Here is a 16,579-nt window from a genome sequence, read left to right as displayed (position 1 = left end):
GGAAAACGAGTGTTGCGGCTCGGGAGCCGCCTCGTCGGCAGACCGCCAGCATGGGGGGCGAGCCTCAAAAACCGCAAGTATTTTTTCTGCGATCCGCCGAAATTGGCGCGAAACACAACCAGTCGTAGCGTCGCAGTATGTACAGAAAATGCTGTTTTAGCGGCATAAAATACGATTTTGAAATTAATGATTCGCCGCAGGCATATCACGGTGATACGTAGGGTGGTGTCCTTAGCGGGGTAATGCCGCAGGGCGTCAAGTTGGGGTCCTGCCAGGGACGCACAGCTTAGGCGAGAGTTTTGGGTAGGGGTGGGCTTTGGGTAAAACGTTTGTCGGGCGTGAGCCCCGCGAGGCTGCGCGCCTGCTCGCCGCATTCGGCGTGGGCCTGCTCGCGCTCCTTCTTTTGACGTTCAGCAGCGGCTCGGCCCGCGCCCAGTCCGTGTGCACGATCACCGCGTCCGCCTCGCGCTCGGATTCGAACGTCAGTGGTTCGGGTCAACTGAATCTTCTTCGCGTGCCCGGCGACGGCGCGGCGTACGCCGTATTCAAGATTGCTGCGGATTCGGATCCTGAATCGCTCGTCTACGCTTGTGCGGCGTCGACCCTGACCTCGAGCCCCCGCTTCGAAGGAAACATCCTGAACGGGGCCGGCACGAATAACCGCGCCCTGCTCACGACCGGCTGGACCTTCACCTTCAACGACGGATCGAGCCTGACGCGGCCGTCAGGCAGCAGCTATGTGTTTTTCACGCCCGTGGCGGGTCAGACGACGGTCACCCTGTCGGGGGCGGGGGTGCTGTTCACGGGGTCTTCGGCGCAAAGCCAGTATATCGCCAACCAATCCTACAGCGGCACGTTCGACATCGCTCAGGGCTCAGCATCCACAGGGCGCGATACGAACAACACCTATAGCGCGGTCGCATCGGTCTCTTCGCCGCCTGCAATAACAAGCGTCTCGCCCGGCAGCGGATCGACCGCCGGCGGTACGAGCGTCACCCTCTCCGGAACCGGGTTCAGCAGCAGCGGCAATGCGGTCGTGATCGGCGGCGTTTCCGCCACCCCCTCAGCGGAATCATCGACCTCCATAACCTTCACCACGCCGGCGCATGCGGCGGGATCGGTGGACATCGTCGTCACCACGGCCGACGGTCAGAGTGTGACGTCCACGAACGCCTATACCTATGTCGCGGCGCCCACCACGACCTCCGTCACGCCCAACTCGGGCCCGACGGCGGGCGGAACGAGCGTTGTGATCCAGGGGACGGCCTTTACCGGCGCAACCGCCGTCTCCTTCGGCGGATCGCCCGCCACGGGTGTCGTCGTGAACAGCGCCACGCAGATTACGGCGGTTTCTCCCGCAGGTTCGGCGGGGACCGTGTCGGTTTCGGTGACGACGCCGGGCGGGACGGGGACACTCAGCAACGCCTTTGTTTATGTGGCGGCGCCGACCATCACTTCCGTATCGCCCGCCGCGGGCCCTACCGCCGGTGGGACCAGTGTGACCGTAACCGGAACGAACCTGTCAAGCGCTACGGGCGTCGCCTTCGGCGGCGTCGCCGGCACGATCACGGCCAACACCGCCACCTCCATCACCGTCACCGCCCCGGCGGGGGCGGGCGTCGTCGATGTCGCCGTCACCACGGCCGGCGGCGTGGCGACCGCCGTCAGCGGCTACGCCTATGCGGCCGCTCCGACGATCAGCGGGGTCTCGCCGAACACAGGTCCCGAGACCGGAGGGACCACGGTCACCCTGACCGGAACCAATCTGACCAATGCGAGCGCCGTCACCTTCGGCGGAAACGCGGCGACCATCACCGCCAATACCGCCACCTCGATCACCGCCACCGTGCCGGCGGGCGCGGGATCGGTCGGGGTCGCCGTGACCACGGCCGGCGGGACCGCTACAGCCGTCAACGCCTATAGCTATATTCCAACCCTGTCGGTGACGCCGGGCGCGGCGACGGGCACGAGCGTGGGCGGCGCCTTCAGCCAGGCGAACCCGGCCTCGGGCGGAACAGCGCCCTATGTCTACGCCCTGGCCTCCGGCGCCCTGCCGGCGGGCGTCAACTTGAACACCGCGACCGGCGCAGTGACGGGCACGCCGACGACGGCGGGCGCCTTCGCCTATGCGATCCAGGCGACCGACAGCCAGGGGACGCCGGCCACGGCGACCGGGGCGACGGTCTCGGGAACCATCGCCAAGGGGACCCAGACCATCAGCTTCGCGGCCCTGGCGGACGCCTCCCTGTCGGCCTCGCCGCTGACGGTGTCGGCGACCAGCAGCTCGGGCCTGGCGGTGGCCTTCACCTCGGCCACGACCGGGGTCTGCATCGTGTCGGGAACCAGCGTCACCCTTCTTGGCCCTGGGACCTGCACCCTGAACGCCGACCAGGCGGGCGACGCCAACTGGAATGCGGCGACCCAGGTTCAGCGCAGCTTCACCGTCACGGCGGCGACCCTGTCGGTGACGCCGGGCGCGGCGACGGGCACGAGCGTGGGCGGCGCCTTCAGCCAGTCGAACCCGGCCTCGGGCGGAACAGCGCCCTATGTCTACGCCCTGGCCTCCGGCGCCCTGCCGGCGGGCGTCAGCTTGAACACCGCGACCGGCGCAGTGACGGGCACGCCGACGACGGCCGGCGCCTTCGCCTATGCGATCCAGGCGACCGACAGCCAGGGGACGCCGGCCACGGCGACCGGGGCCACGGTCTCAGGAACCATCGCCAAGGGGACCCAGACCATCAGCTTCGCGGCCCTGGCGGACGCCTCCCTGTCGGCCTCGCCGCTGACGGTGTCGGCGACCAGCAGCTCGGGCCTGGCGGTGGCCTTCACCTCGGCCACGACCGGGGTCTGCATCGTGTCGGGAACCAGCGTCACCCTTCTTAGCCCTGGGACCTGCACCCTGAACGCCGACCAGGCGGGCGACGCCAACTGGAATGCGGCGACCCAGGTTCAGCGCAGCTTCACCGTCACGGCGGCGACCCTGTCGGTGACGCCGGGCGCTGCGACGGGCACGAGCGTGGGCGGCGCCTTCAGCCAGTCGAACCCGGCCTCGGGCGGGACGGCGCCCTATGTCTACGCCCTGGCCTCCGGCGCCCTGCCGGCGGGCGTCAGCTTGAACACCGCGACCGGCGCAGTGACGGGCACGCCGACGACGGCGGGCGCCTTCGCCTATGCGATCCAGGCGACCGACAGCCAGGGGACGCCGGCCACGGCGATCGGGGCCACGGTCTCGGGGACCATCGCCAAGGGGACCCAGAGCATCAGCTTCACCTCCACCGCGCCGGCCGCCACGGTTCCTGGACCGGTCTATACGGTCGCGGCTGTCGCGACCTCGGGATTGAACGTGTCCTTCAGTCTGGACGCCGCCAGCACAGGGTGCGCCCTGGCCGGCGCCGCCGTGACCTTCACCGGCCCGGGAACCTGCGTGATCAACGCCGATCAGGCGGGAGACGCGAACTGGACAGCGGCGGCGCGCGTGCAGCAGAGCTTTGCAGTCACAGCGGCTGCTCCGATCGCGGCGAATGTGACTGGGGTGGCTGTGCCCTTCAACAGCCCCGGAACCGCCATTGACCTGTCCAGCGCCATCACCGGCGGCGCCCATGGCTCGGTCGTGATCGTCACCGCGCCCGCGCACGGCGCCGTGACCGTCGCCGGCGACGTCCTCACCTATGTGCCGACATCCGGCTATTTCGGCCCGGACAGCCTGACCTATCAGGCGGTCGGCGCAGGCGGAGTGTCGAACACGGCGACGGTTTCCTTGACGGTCGCGGTCCCAGCGGCGCCGGTCGCCTCGGATCGCGTCGGCGTGACGGTCGCGTTCAACAGTGCTGGAACGGCCATCGATCTGTCCGGCTCGATCAGCGGCGTGCGGACCTCGATCGCGATCGCGACGGCCCCGGCGCACGGCGCCGCGACGGTGTCGGGCGAAGTCGTCACCTATAGGCCGACCGCAGACTACTCTGGCGCCGACAGCTTCACCTATGTCGCCACGGGTCCGGGCGGCGCCTCTGCGCCGGCGACCGTCAGCTTGATCGTCGAAGCCCCTGCGGCTCCTGTCGTGACGCCGCCCGCTGCGCCTGTCGCACCGCCGCCGCCGAGCGGGAGCGGACCTCAGCCGGTCAAGGTGCCGCTGGCGCCGAACAGCAGCGGCGTCGTCACGGGCTACCGGGTCGACGCTCCGCCGCAGAACGGCGTCGCCGCCATCTCCGGCGACGGCTCCGCCGCCGATCCCTGGGTGCTGACCTACACGCCCGCCGCCAACTTCCTCGGGACGGAAACCGTGTCGGTCGTCGCCACTGGACCGGGCGGAGACTCGGCGCCCGCTGCCTTCGTGATCCAGGTCGCGGGCAAGGCGCCCGACTTCGCCTTGACGACCCGGCCCGGCGCGCCCGTGACGATCACCCCGACCACAGGCTTGGTCGGCGGCCCGTTCAACGGCTTGCGCATCACACGCCCCCCGACCTCCGGCTCCGCCGTCGTCGAGGGCCTGACCATCGTCTTCACCCCCGCCGCCGCCAATTCGAGCTTGCGGTCGCTGGAGACGGTGTCTGCGGCGGCCGGCGTCGCGTCCCTGGCCTATGTGATCGACCTGCCCTTCGGCGCATCGGCGCCGGGCGAGGTCAGTCTGGCGGCCTTGGCCGTCCCCGGTGAACAAGCCTTGACCGCCGCCACGCTTCAAGGCGTCCCCGTGACCGTTCGGATTGACGATACGACAGGTGGACCCTTCATCGGCGCCACCGTGGTGTCCGTCGCTCCGACCACAGCCGGATCGGCGACGTTGACCACGGTCGCCGGGGAGCGGAGCCTCACCTTCACGCCGGCGACGGACTTCACCGGAGAGGCCGTGATCACCTTCAGCCTGACCAATGCTGCGGGTTCGACCAACGGCGTCCTGACCGTCACCGTCGAAGGCCGACCTGATCCGGGACTGGATCCGGAGGTGCGCGGCGTCGCCACCGCGCAGGTCACGTCGGCCCGACGGTTCGCCGACGTTCAGCTGAACAACTTCCAGCGACGCCTACAGGCCCTCCGTAGCGGGACGAACGGATCATCCAACGGCTTGAGCCTCAACTTCGGCCTGGGCGGCTTGGCCGACAGGGACAATGATCCGCGGCAGGCGCTTCGGCAGGCTCTGGGCGCGCGCGATCCCATCGACCCGGGCGCCCTGAACGACCGGAGCCGCGATGCGCTCGGTCTCGAGACCGGGGTCGGCGGCGACGCCCTCGAAGCGGCGGCCTCCACGCCTCGCTCCAATACCCTCTCGGCCGCTCCAAAAGGCTCGCAGGGTGTGGGGTCTGTCGGGTTCTGGACGGCCGGCTCCATTGACTGGGGACGGCAGGACGCGGCGGGACAGCGGGACTATCGCTTCACGACCCAAGGCGTGACCGTGGGGCTGGACTACCAGATCGCGGACGGGCTGGTCGTCGGCGGCGGCCTTGGTTACGGCGAGGACCGGACCAAGGTCGGCGACAACGGCACGGTCTCCAACGGCTCGGCGTTCAGCGCGGCCCTCTATGGAAGCTGGCGCCCGACCCATGGGCTGTATGTCGACGGCGTCGCGGGCGTCTCTGACCTGGACTTCGACGCCCGTCGCTGGGTTTCGGGACTGGCCGGCCAGCCAAACGGCTATGCGGCGTCCGAGCGCTCGGGGGAGGCCCTCTTCGCCTCGGCGGCGTTCGGGCGGCTGCGGCGCTCCGACCGGGTAACGACGGACCTTTACGCCCGCATCGACGCGCGGGAGATCACTCTGGACGGCTTTACCGAAACCGGCGGGGGCTATGCGGCCCTGGTTTGGGACGGCGTCGATCAGAGCAGTCTGTCCACCAACCTCGGCGCGGCCTTGCGATGGGTCGCCGACACCCGCAGCGCCGGCGTCATAACCGCCTCCGCCCGTCTCGAATGGTCGCATGAGCTTGAAGAGGTGGGACGCCAGACGGTCCGCTACGCCGACTGGGCGGCCAGTCCGTCCTATCTGGTGCCGTTGGACGCCTGGTCGCGCAATGCGCTCAAGCTCGACCTTGGGGCGGATTGGCAGGTGTCGGATCGTCTGCTGCTCGGCTTGGGGTATCGTGGCCAGTTGGGCGACGCCAGCGTCAGCCATGGCGCCGAACTGCGGTTTACCTACGGATGGTAGCCGCCATCATGACGCCGGCCCGGATGCGAGGTCGCCGCGGGCCGGCAAACGACCGCAAGCCCCGACCTTAAACGGTCGGGGCCGTCCGTCGGGGTCACCAGTCCTGAGGAAGCTCCGGCCCCTGGCCGCCGCAGACATAGATGGGCGTCGCGTCATAGTAGGGGGAGGGCACATTGGCGCGCAGCACATAGACGTTGCCGCCCCATCCTCCGCACCCGCGATCGGACACTTCGCCGAGGTATTCGGTCTTGGCCGCGTCGGCATAGTAGACATAGTGGTAGGCCGTCAGATCGACTTGGGCGGAGGCGGCGGTGACGGAGGCTGCAGCGATCAAAGCAGCGCCGACAAGAACGGGTTTCACACGGATATTCATTGGCTTTGTCTCCCTATGCACGCCGATCGCGTGCGCCGCATAGGGCGCGCGCTCTTGCCTGGGAATGCAACTCACAGGCGCGTTATGGGTAGGCGTTATCGCTGAACCGTAAAGCTTTAGGGCTTGACTCTGCAACTGATGGGTGTCCCCATTCTCCAGGCCTTCACGTCCGAAGGCGATGGAGAGTGAGATGAAACCTTCGCTAAGACTTTCGGTCATCGCGGCCGTCACGCTGGGCGTCGCCTCCCTGACCTCGACGGCCTCCTCCGCCCAGATTATCGGCGGCAATCGCGTGGCGCTTTACGACGTCGTCTATTACAGCGACGCCTCCAAGACGACGGAGGTCGGTCGAAACTACGGCGTCTGCTACGGCGGCTGGGGGACGCCGATCTGGGCCGGGAACAGCGAGTTCACCAGCGGCCAGCAGACCGCCTTCCACAGTCAAGAGCACGTCGGCTGGTGCACGCCTGAAGGCATAGAGTACTTCTGACCCCGGCGGGGCGCCGCGGCCGAGCCGGCCGCGCTGATGGGGGCGCTTGCGGACGCGACGCGGCGCCCCGGTTGCGCGCCTACCAAGCTTGACTATATGTGATCCGAGCGGCAAAGGGCGCAGACGCTTCGGAAATCCCCATGACGTCCGGTTCAGAGACCACCGACCCATTGAACGTCTACATCGGCGCGCGCATCCGCGAGGAGCGGATGGCCTCCGGCCTGACGCAGTCTCGGCTCGGCGCGGCGATCGGGGTCACCTTTCAGCAGATTCAGAAATACGAACGGGCGGCGAGCCGGGTATCGGTCTCCACGATGGTTCGTATCGCGGACGCGCTCAAACTCCCGATCGTCGCCTTTCTTCCACCGCAGACGTTCCGCCCCGTCAGTGAGGAGGACGACAGAGATGTCCGAGAGCGGCGGGAACTCTTGAAAGCATTTCAGAAGACGCCGCCGGCTCGTCGAGGGCTGCTGCTGGCGCTGGCGCGGGAGTTCGCATCGGACGGCGCGCGCGCGCCGGACATGTAGCCGCCGCCTTCTCCGTCGCCTTGGGCCTCTGCGGCGGAAAGGCTGTCAGTTCCATACGACCGTAGAGGTCCAGGTCGCAGGGCCGCTCGACCGATGGGGTCGAGCGGATGATCGTCGCGGGTCTTCTGAAATCAGCAGACCTCGTCGCGCGGCAGCGGCTTGAAGACCCGGCGGTAAACGTCGCACTCGGCGGCGAGCACCATGCCGCTGCGCCATTGGACGGAGCCGTCGAGCGTATGGGCGAAGCCGAGCATGACATTGGGCCGCTCGAGGCGGCGAGACCCGCCCAGATCCCGGATCAAGCGGTCGATCTCGGCCGGCGGCAACAGCACGAGCTTGCTGGCGACGACCGTGTTGTAAGCGGCCGGAAGGTTGCGATAGTCGAACGATTCAGACGGATTGTCGTAGCCGGTGTCGCTGATCTGCAGATAGTCGCGGTTGAAGCGCGCCAGGGTGATGTGTTCGCCGTTCCCGCTTGTCATCACCTGATCGAAATACCGGTCGGGCCGGGTGAGATAGGCCTGCAACTGGGCCTTCGTCATGCCGGTGGCCGCCTTCAGAAGGGTGTCCAGCAGCTCCGCTTTCAGCGCACGGATCGGCGCCAGCAGCCAGTCGGGCGTCACGGCGTCGATGATGTCGCCGATCGCCGCAGCGGTCAGACCGATGAAGCTCGGCGCTCCCGCCATCGAAAGCAGATGTCGGGTCGCATAGTCGCTGAGGATGCGGTCGGCCTTCTCGGTGTCGGTCTTGCGCTCGGCGTTGAAGAACAAAGCCTCCGCCACCTGATGACTGACCTGGGGCCAGAGCCGCAGGCCTTCGTCGATGTCGTCGCGCCAGTATTCCTTGTAGGTGACCGGCGCCGCATTGAGCGCCACATAGCCGGCCAGCTCCGCCGTCAGCAGGACCGCCGAACAGCTGAAGTCGTTCCAGCGGCAGTTGTCGATGCGGCGCTGAAGGTCGGCCTTGTGGTCGTAATAGGCCCGAATGTCGGCGTCGAGCGATGCGCGCAGGGTCGAGAACAGGCGCGGCACCGAATAGTTGGTGCTGCTGCTGGCGCTGGGCAGCAACCGGTCCAGGGCGGAGCCGGGACGCGCGTCGACCATCGCCTGATAGATGCGTCCGTCGACCCCCGCCACGCTGGCGGTGAAGAAGTCGCCGGTCAAGGCTGAACCCGGCAGGCGCTTGTCGATATAGCCTTCCAGGACGATGTGGCGGATCGCATTGTCCGGCGGGTCCAAGGTGAAGGGGGCGCCGGAAAACTGATTGATGAAGGTGTGGCCATAGGTGTCGCCCGCCGCGTGGGTCAGGAAGCCCAGGCGGAAGGCGCGTTGCAGCGGATCGTCGCCGAAGCTGTTCCAGACGTGCTCGAGCCAGGCGTCCGAGCCGTGCGAGACGCCGCTTTCCTCGCCGTCCGGATGGATGACCTGTTGGCCCGTGAGGATGTCCGGATAGGCGTCGGGGCCCAGCACGCCCGCGCGATACTGCGCACGGCCCGCTCTCAGGGCGACCAAGGTGTCGTCATCGACCTTGTATCGTCGAACCTCGCCAGTTCCCAGGACGGGGATTTCGACATAGCCGTCGTCGAGCGCGTCCTTCACCGCGATTTCGGCGAAATAGACGTGGGACGTCGGCTTCCAGGCGGCGGCGACACTGGGCAGTAGGACAGCCGTGACGCCGAGGGCGGCGGCCAGCAGGCGCGCCTTGCGTGATTTCGCGAACATCGTGTCTCCTCCAAGAGAATGTGATCCCGCCGACCCCGTGCGTTGTATTGATCACGCCTTTTGCGAGAACCGTCAAATCCTTTTGGTTGTAGCTCTAAGCTCTTGGCTCAATCTCTGCGGGCACGGCGACACGGCCTGGCCCGCATGTCATTCTCGCGCCTCATGACGCGCGGCCGCGAAGGGGCACCGGCTCCTGCACGATAGGATGAAGCCCCGACTCGCGGGCGGTCGGCCATGAATGAGGGTGGTTGATGTGCAGCCAGTCATCTGCGGTTCCGCGACAAGCCGTTCTTCGCTTCACCCATCAGCGCTCTGTGGGCGTCTATCCGGGCGTGCGGGACGAGGGCTTGCGCAGTTCGGATCTCTTCATTGATCAATTCGCCTGTCTTGCCGACGAGGCGGCGGGTCTGCCGGCGACCTTGGAGGACTATCTGTCGCGACCTCATGTGGCGGTGGCGGCGTCGCCGGACGACAGGGGCGAGGTGGACGCCGCGTTGAAAGCCTTGGGCCACGCTCGTCGGGTGACCTTCACCCTGCCGCACTGGTCCGTCGCCCCTCGGATTGTCAGAGGGACGGACTTTATCGTGACGGCGGCGCGCCGAAGCCTTGAGGCGCGCCGGGAAGACGGTCTGACCCTCGGGGCCCCGCCGATCGACCTGGCCGGTATTTCGCTTGTCCAGGTCTGGCATGACCGGCGGGACCATGATCACGGTCTGCGTTGGCTCAGAAACGAGATCGAGACGGAAGCGCAGGCGACGCCCTGAGTTGGCGACGTTGAGCTGCAGCCGCCTGTTCGATCCGTGATGATCTCTTGGGTTTCAGGATTTCCGTGATGCGTTGAGACCCAGTAGCACGAGGGTTGGCAGTGTCAGCGTGTAGGCGGCCAGAGGCCAAACTGTGCTGCCGTTGAATAGGATCACGGCCAGGGTCCCAACGAGGCTTACGATCAGGCTCTGGCCCGCAAAGTAGAGCGCGACGGCCAGGCCCGCCTGATCGCCGAAGGCTTCGAGGGCGCCATTCGCCGAGACGGACACGGTCAGGACGATCCCCACCGCCATGATCCAAGACGGGAGGATGACGCTCCCTATGGAGGGCTCGCCGAAGGCGGCGCTCGCGCCGAAACACAGGGCGCTCGCGAGCAGCAGGCCCATGCCCCGCCGAACGGCGCCCGCCACCCCCCATCGGTCCAAGCAAGGGCGAGCGGCATGGGATGCGACGATCATGACGAAAGCCGTGCTGGCGAAGGCGAGGCTGAACTCAAGCTCCGACAGTCCCACCCTTTCGACAAGAATGCGTGGCGCCGTCGAGACGTAGACGAAGAAGGACCCCATCGCGGCTCCAAACGCCAAGGTGTAGATTTGGAAGGCCCGACTGCGGAGAATGGGGCCCGGGCGTGGGCGAGAGGCTTCGCCCAAAGGGCGCGTTTCCGTCCACCGCCAAAGCGCGTGCATCAGGGGCGGAAGCGTCAACGCGGCCAAGAACCAGAAGATCGCCCGCCAGCTCAACTGCGCTGAAACGAGCGCCCCGAGCACGGGTCCGAACGCGGGCACAAAGGCCAACATCGCGCTGAACAGGCCATAGATCCGGACACTCTCCGGCTTGTCGCCGTACACGTCACGGACCGTCGCGAAGGTCGCCACCAGCATCGCCGCGGCGCCCATCGCCTGAGCAAGCCGAAGGACGACGAACGCCCAGCCTGACGCCGCCATCGCCAACAGGCCCGAAGTCACCGCGAACGTGAGCGCGCCGGACAGAAGCACAGGCCGCCGACCGAACCGGTCTGAGAGCGGGCCGAAGATGACTTGCCCGAGGCCGAGGCCGAGGAGGTAGACGCTGAGCGTGAGCTGGATGACGGGTGGATCGGCCTGCAAAGCGGCCGGCATGGCCGGCGTCACGGGCAGATAGATGTCCATCGCCAGCGAGGCGAGCAGGTCAAAGGGCGCCATCAGCAGGATGGCGGTCGGAAGGGCGTGGGCCCAAATGGGCCGGTTGTCGGACATGAGGGATCGCTTCGCGTCAAATGCTGGATTTGACGGCGATCAGCCGGGTGGAGGTCAGCAGATCGCCGCAACAACGGGTTCGTCGTTGCGGCCTATTCGTCCGAGGCCTTCGTGCCACCCATCTCAGGCGCCTCCCGCGTCTTCTTGGTCAGGCTTTGTCTGGACCTAGACAAAGCAAAGGTCCAGCGACCGAAGCCGCGCAGGGCTGTGGCGGCCGACGGGCGCTGTCCGACAAAACCGAAAGCCCTCTGGTGGGGCTTGGCGAGAGGGTCTTCGGCGCAGCCGCCTTAAACCGCACATCGATCGAAGCCGCCTTCAGCCGCCGTCGGTGCGAACGGCGCTCCCGATCCGGTGGCGCGCGTCCACCTTCAGAACGGCTTGTCGTTTCGACGACTCATTCTTCCGCACTGGGTTGGAAAGTCAGTCGCCCGACGAGGCCGCTTCGCCCGCCGCTGCGGTTGGATAAGCCGAACTGCCCGCCTTGGGCCTCCGCCAAGGTGCGAACAATGGCGAGGCCGAGTCCGGACCCGGACGCCTGGGAGGGGGCTGCGCGGAAGAATCGGTCCGTGAGGCGGGGAAGGGCGGCCTCATCGACGCCGGGGCCGTGATCCCAGACGCAGACCGCGCCCGTTGTTCGCACATGCACGAAGACGGGCGGCGCGCCGTGGTGGAAGGCGTTGTCGATAAGATTGAGGATCTGTTCAGCGATGAGGTCCTCGGCGCCCAGAACGACCACGGCCTCTGCCGGAAGACGAAGGCGTAGAGCGCCGTTCGGGGCGGACCGGCGCGCCTTAGCCATTTGAAAGGCGCGCCGCGCCGCCCGGCCCAGGTCGGCAGACGACTTGATCCGGGCGCCGTCAGCCCGGGCCGTGGAAAGCAACTGGCCGACGAGCCGGGTCATGCCGGCGACCGCGTCGCGGGAGTCGTCGATCAGACGCCTCTCCCGCACGGTCCAGGTCCTGGGCGCGCCCGCCAGCAGATCGAGATTGGCCGCCACGACCGAAAGCGGGGTGCGCAACTGGTGCGAGGCGTCGGCTGCGAAGCGCTGAACCCCCGACGTCGAGGCCTCAAGCCGCGCCAGGAGATGGTTGAAGGCGGTCAGCACCGGCTGGAATTCGCGGGGCGCCAGGTCGATGTCGGCGGGCGCGAAGTCGGCACGGGGACCGGGGCGGCGCGTCAGGTCGTCGATCAGCCGCTTGAGCGAGTTGAGGCCCCACTTCAAGGCCGGCCAGATCAGAAGCGCGGCCAACAGGACGAGCAGGGTGGGTGGCAGCAGCAGGCTGCGATATAGATCCAACAGGCTGGCGCGTCGCGAGTCCAGGCTCTGAGCCACCGACACGGTGACGGGGGCGGGTCTTCCTGGGATCGTCAGGGTTTGCTGGGCCATGCGAACCGGCACGCCGCGGACGGACAGGTCGGCGAAGATCGGAGCATCCGACGAGGCGTCGGGCAGGCGCGGCAACTCCTCATAGCCTGTGATCAGTCGGCCGCCCTCGCGAACACTGTAGAAGACGGCGTCCCGCTCGGGACCGTCGAGCAGGCCCAGAGTCCAGGGCGCGACATCGACAGTCACCTTGCCGTCGGCGACCGAGACCGTTTCCCGGATGGTCTGCAGCGCCCCCGCCAGGAGGCGGTCGGCCGTCTCCGCCACCACGCGGTGGGCCGTCCAAGCCCCGACCGCCAGCACCACGACGGCGAACAGGGCCAGGGGCGCGACCTGGGCGATCAGCAGACGTGTCACCAGACTGTGGGGGCGGCGCGAGCCGGGCGCCTCGCTCATGGATCGAGACGATAGCCGCGACCGCGGATATTGGTCACGGCGGGGCCGTCAGGCTGCAACTGGCGCCTCAGCCGACCGACATGGATCTCCAGGGCGTTGAGCGAGGGAGCCTCATCCTGCGGAAAGACTTCGGCCGCCAACAACTCCCGATCCACCACCTGGCCAGCGCGCGAGGCCAGAACGCGCAGGGCCGCCCATTCGCGCGGACGGAGCGACAGCTCCCGGTCATTGACCTGGGCCCGGCCGGCGTCCCAGTCGCAGACCAGTGAGCCGACGATCGCGGCGCCCGCCGCCCGACCCTGGCGTCGACGCACGATCGCTCTCAATCGGGCGATCAGTTCCGAAGGGGCGAAGGGTTTGACGAGATAGTCATCAGCGCCGAAATCCAGTCCCGCCACCCGGTCGCCCAGGGCGTCGCGCGCGGTCAGCATGAGGACGGGCGTCTGCGATCCCCGCCGTCTGAAGGCCTTCAGGACCTCGAAACCGTCGATGTCGGGAAGGCCGATGTCCAACACGGCGGCGTCGAACCGCTCCGTCGCTTCCAGATGAAGGGCTTGGTCCCCGCTGTCGGTGGAGCGGAGTTCGAAACCGACCGCCAGAAGGCTGGCCTCGAGCGAATGCTGAAGCGCCTTGTCATCCTCGACGACCAGTATTCTCATGGCGATGCGAAGGAGCGGATCATGAGCGGTACAATAGCGGGAAACCCGCCCCGGTGAAGACGGACCGCCGACATCTGCTTCTCGGACTCGCGGGGGCGGGGGTTTCGGCCTGCGCGGGCGAGCCGGACGGGGTCGCGACGGCGCCCCGCGTCCGATGGCTGGCCAGGCGCGAGGGCGGGCTGCACATCCTCACGAACACTAGCCTGATGGGGCCTGTGCTGGCGGCGTTTCAACGGCGCTGGCCCGAGATCGCGGTGCGGCTCGAGGACATCAACTCGACTCTGATCGCGAACCGAGTCCAGTCCCGCGCCGCCTCCGGACTGGAGGGGCCGGATCTGGTCTGGAGCACAGCGATGGACGTGCAGGTCAAGCTGATCAATGACGGCTACGCCCAAGTTTATCGATCGCCGCATCGGGCGGCCATGCCGGACGGCTCGGTCTGGCGAGACCAGGCGTTCGGTGTGACGGCCGAGCCCGTCGTCTTCGCCTATAATCGCAGGCGGTTGCCGTCGGAGATCGTGCCGCGCAGCCACGCCCAACTGCTCGAACGGCTGTCTACCGACGCGGACCGGTTTTTCCGCCGGGTCACCCTGTATGACGCCGAACGCAGCGGGGTGGCGCTTCTGCAACTGTCGGCCGACATCCAGATCTATCCCGACGCTTGGGCCCTGATGACTGCCCTGGGGTCTACTCATCCGCGTGCCGATACGTCCGGCCAAAGGATGATGGGCCAACTGGCTGAGGGCCGCATGGCCTTCGCCTACAATATGAACCAGTCTTACGGGGCGTCGTGGGTCGCCCGGGCGCCCGATATCGGCCTGGTTACGCCAGAGGACTATCATCTGTCCGTCTCGCGCGTGGCCTTCATACCCCGCAACGCGGCCCACCCCAACGCCGCCCGGCTTTTTCTGGATTTTCTTTTATCGCGTGAAGGGCAAAGGATCATCGCCGGCCTGGGGGTCCGCCCAGCTCGCGACGACATTCTTACCGAGCGTCGCGCCTCTATCCCCGGCGCTCGGCCGGTCCGTGTGGGACCGGCCTTACTCGCCAATCTCGATCAGGCGCGTCGCGAGGCGCTTCTGCAGCGTTGGCGGGCCGCCATGCAGGCGGCGGAACGGGCTCCGGACGACCCTAGGGCGCCCTAGGCTTTCCTGTGGATAAGTCTGTTTCTTCCGGGGGCGGTGTTTCTGTCACCTCGCTTTCACCGATCGTGCGGCGACCGTTAATCGCTCGGCCACAAGCGACTGACGCGCTTCAAAATCGGCATGTTATTGCAGAACTCGGAAAATAAAAGCATTATACGTGCGAAACAAGCCGATTTGACAGTCATCGGTTGGTCGATCTTACTCGCTTCAGCAAGGCGGGAGAGATCGGTTCCCGCCGACGCCGAAGGCGCAACCGCCCCGGAAACGCTCAGGCAAACGGACCGTCTTGCTGAAGGAACGCTGGAGAGAAGGTCGAATCCGGGGGATGCGGCCTCGCCGAAGGAGAAAGGGTCGGCGAACGGCCTGAAGCTCTCAGGCCCAATGACAGCGGGGGCGAACGGGCGCCGCAGAGCGCCGGTCGCATTGGGCAACCCTGGGGAGGGGCGTCATCGCCATGAGGAATCTCGCTTTGTCTCGTCTTAATCGTAACCTGACCTATTATTGCAGCGCCATCGCGCTGATGGCCTGCGCCACCTCTGTCCATGCCCAGGAGGTGGGCGCCCCAGAGGATGCGGCCTCGGTCGATGACATCGTCGTCACCGCCTCGCGGATCGACCGCGCCGGCTTCGAGGCGCCGACGCCGACCATCCATCTTTCCGCCGAGGATCTGTCGGTCGGCGCGCGGCCGAATATCGCCGCCGCCCTCAACGATATGCCTCAATTCCGCGCCACCACATCGGCCCAGACGACCGGCACCAACACCGGTGCGGGCAATGCGCCGGTCGATCTGCGCGGCCTGGGCATCAACCGGACCCTGGTCCTGATCGATGGGCGTCGCGTGTCCAGCGAGAACGATCTGAACGCCGTGCCGTCGGTGCTGGTCAAGAGCGTCGACGTGGTTACGGGCGGCGCATCGGCCGCCTGGGGCTCAGGCGCCGTCGCCGGCGTAGTGAACATCGGCATTGATCGCTATTTCACCGGCGGCAAGCTGGGCGCCGAATACGGCGTGTCCTCCTACGACGACGCTGAGCAGCAACGGTTCGAAGGCGCCTGGGGCGCGGACTTCGCCAACGGGCGCGGCCATTTCGTCATCGGCGGCGAATACCTGGACAACGAAGGCGTCATCCCCAAAGCGTCGCGCCCGAATATCGGCCGATGGGCCACCGTCAACGGCGCCCTGCAGCCGGACGTCGGCTTCGCCAACGCCGCTTACGGCGGTCTGATCCTGTCGGGCGTGAACCGCGGTAAGGTGTTTAACCCGGACGGCACGCTTCGGCCTTTCGATTACGGCACAGTCAGCGGGACCAACTCGATCGGCGGCGAAGGTCCGTCCAATGACGATCTCAGCCCGTTGGTCACGCCGCAGCGCCGCTACACCGGGCTGGCCAGCGCCGTCTATGAGATCAATGACAAGCTGCGGGTCACGGCTGACGTCCGTCACTCGCGGATGTGGAACGACTATGTCTGGTTCGGCGATCACGATCGCGGCGATCTGACGATCAGCATCGACAACGCCTTCTTGTCGTCCACGATCAAGCAGCAGATGGCGGCCGCTGGCCAGACGTCCTTCACCTTCGGACGTTTCAACTCCGATCTGTCCTATTCCACGATCGATTTCGAGCGCGTCACCACCCAGGCCACTCTGGCCGTGGACGGCGTGACGTGACCCCCTGAAACTCCTCCAGGAATAGCTAGAGTCCGCCCCTCGAAAGGACGGACAGAATGAAGCGATCACGGTTCACGGAAGAGCA

At 67.1% G+C, this 16,579-nt stretch carries 11 protein-coding genes and 1 riboswitch; of the genes, 6 read left to right on the top strand and 5 right to left on the bottom strand.

Translation table 11 applies throughout. The annotated features are described in order from the left end of the window. Positions 1 to 316: 316 nt before the first annotated feature. Complete coding sequence (locus GGQ93_RS11995; RefSeq protein ID WP_183217282.1) at positions 317 to 6,133, top strand: IPT/TIG domain-containing protein; 5,817 nt, start codon at positions 317 to 319, stop codon at positions 6,131 to 6,133. Positions 6,134 to 6,227: 94 nt separating this feature from the next. On the opposite strand, the gene GGQ93_RS11990 is transcribed toward GGQ93_RS11995, so the two are convergent. Then, complete coding sequence (locus tag GGQ93_RS11990; RefSeq protein ID WP_183217274.1) at positions 6,228 to 6,506, bottom strand: hypothetical protein; 279 nt, start codon at positions 6,504 to 6,506, stop codon at positions 6,228 to 6,230. A 190-nt stretch (positions 6,507 to 6,696) separates the two neighbouring features. Between GGQ93_RS11990 and GGQ93_RS11985 the strand changes: the two genes are divergently transcribed. After that, a complete protein-coding gene (locus GGQ93_RS11985; RefSeq protein WP_183217272.1) occupies positions 6,697 to 6,996 on the top strand; it encodes a hypothetical protein in 300 nt (99 codons plus the stop codon). 170 nt (positions 6,997 to 7,166) lie between these two features. Next, complete coding sequence (locus GGQ93_RS11980) at positions 7,167 to 7,523, top strand: helix-turn-helix domain-containing protein (protein ID WP_183217270.1); 357 nt, start codon at positions 7,167 to 7,169, stop codon at positions 7,521 to 7,523. 131 nt (positions 7,524 to 7,654) lie between these two features. Here the strand turns inward: GGQ93_RS11980 and GGQ93_RS11975 are convergent, their stop codons facing one another. Further along, the gene (locus GGQ93_RS11975) at positions 7,655 to 9,244 is read right to left on the bottom strand and encodes a hypothetical protein (protein WP_183217268.1); all 1,590 of its coding nucleotides are present in this window, start codon (positions 9,242 to 9,244) and stop codon (positions 7,655 to 7,657) included. 251 nt (positions 9,245 to 9,495) lie between these two features. On the opposite strand from GGQ93_RS11975, the gene GGQ93_RS11970 reads away from it, so the two are divergent. Continuing rightward, a complete protein-coding gene (locus tag GGQ93_RS11970; protein WP_183217266.1) occupies positions 9,496 to 10,008 on the top strand; it encodes a LysR substrate-binding domain-containing protein in 513 nt (170 codons plus the stop codon). A 54-nt stretch (positions 10,009 to 10,062) separates the two neighbouring features. Here GGQ93_RS11970 and cml read toward each other — a convergent pair whose 3' ends face one another. The 3 genes from cml to GGQ93_RS11955 form a co-directional block, all read right to left on the bottom strand. Continuing rightward, the gene (gene cml / locus GGQ93_RS11965; protein WP_183217264.1) at positions 10,063 to 11,244 is read right to left on the bottom strand and encodes a CmlA/FloR family chloramphenicol efflux MFS transporter; all 1,182 of its coding nucleotides are present in this window, start codon (positions 11,242 to 11,244) and stop codon (positions 10,063 to 10,065) included. A gap of 394 nt (positions 11,245 to 11,638) precedes the next feature. Next, on the bottom strand, positions 11,639 to 13,024 hold the full coding sequence (locus GGQ93_RS11960; RefSeq protein WP_183217262.1) for a sensor histidine kinase: 1,386 nt from the start codon (positions 13,022 to 13,024) through the stop codon (positions 11,639 to 11,641). Next, the gene (locus GGQ93_RS11955) at positions 13,021 to 13,683 is read right to left on the bottom strand and encodes a response regulator (protein ID WP_054765938.1); all 663 of its coding nucleotides are present in this window, start codon (positions 13,681 to 13,683) and stop codon (positions 13,021 to 13,023) included. The genes GGQ93_RS11960 and GGQ93_RS11955 overlap by 4 nt, the downstream gene beginning before the upstream one ends. Positions 13,684 to 13,736: 53 nt before the next feature. Here GGQ93_RS11955 and GGQ93_RS11950 point away from each other — a divergent pair, with 53 nt between their 5' ends. Then, the gene (locus GGQ93_RS11950; protein ID WP_183217256.1) at positions 13,737 to 14,828 is read left to right on the top strand and encodes an ABC transporter substrate-binding protein; all 1,092 of its coding nucleotides are present in this window, start codon (positions 13,737 to 13,739) and stop codon (positions 14,826 to 14,828) included. A gap of 206 nt (positions 14,829 to 15,034) precedes the next feature. Continuing rightward, positions 15,035 to 15,122: riboswitch (glycine riboswitch) on the top strand. Between the two features lie 175 nt (positions 15,123 to 15,297). Beyond that, positions 15,298 to 16,494, top strand: coding sequence for a TonB-dependent receptor plug domain-containing protein (locus GGQ93_RS11945; protein ID WP_224764418.1), 1,197 nt, complete (start codon positions 15,298 to 15,300; stop codon positions 16,492 to 16,494). Positions 16,495 to 16,579 lie beyond the last annotated feature (85 nt).

Source organism: Brevundimonas aurantiaca (assembly GCF_014199955.1).
In the GTDB taxonomy this organism is placed as follows: domain Bacteria; phylum Pseudomonadota; class Alphaproteobacteria; order Caulobacterales; family Caulobacteraceae; genus Brevundimonas; species Brevundimonas aurantiaca.
The sequence above is the reverse complement of the archived record's forward strand: the minus strand, read 5'-3'. Positions and strand labels throughout refer to the sequence as shown.

Bases quoted from the DNA above. Each gene is read 5' to 3' on its own strand.
- cml (WP_183217264.1), bottom strand. From the start codon at position 11,244: ATGTCCGACAACCGGCCCATTTGGGCCCACGCCCTTCCGACCGCCATC.
- GGQ93_RS11955 (WP_054765938.1), bottom strand. From the start codon at position 13,683: ATGAGAATACTGGTCGTCGAGGATGACAAGGCGCTTCAGCATTCGCTC.
- GGQ93_RS11970 (WP_183217266.1), top strand. From the start codon at position 9,496: ATGTGCAGCCAGTCATCTGCGGTTCCGCGACAAGCCGTTCTTCGCTTC.
- GGQ93_RS11990 (WP_183217274.1), bottom strand. From the start codon at position 6,506: ATGAATATCCGTGTGAAACCCGTTCTTGTCGGCGCTGCTTTGATCGCT.
- GGQ93_RS11975 (WP_183217268.1), bottom strand. From the start codon at position 9,244: ATGTTCGCGAAATCACGCAAGGCGCGCCTGCTGGCCGCCGCCCTCGGC.
- GGQ93_RS11985 (WP_183217272.1), top strand. From the start codon at position 6,697: ATGAAACCTTCGCTAAGACTTTCGGTCATCGCGGCCGTCACGCTGGGC.
- GGQ93_RS11960 (WP_183217262.1), bottom strand. From the start codon at position 13,024: ATGAGCGAGGCGCCCGGCTCGCGCCGCCCCCACAGTCTGGTGACACGT.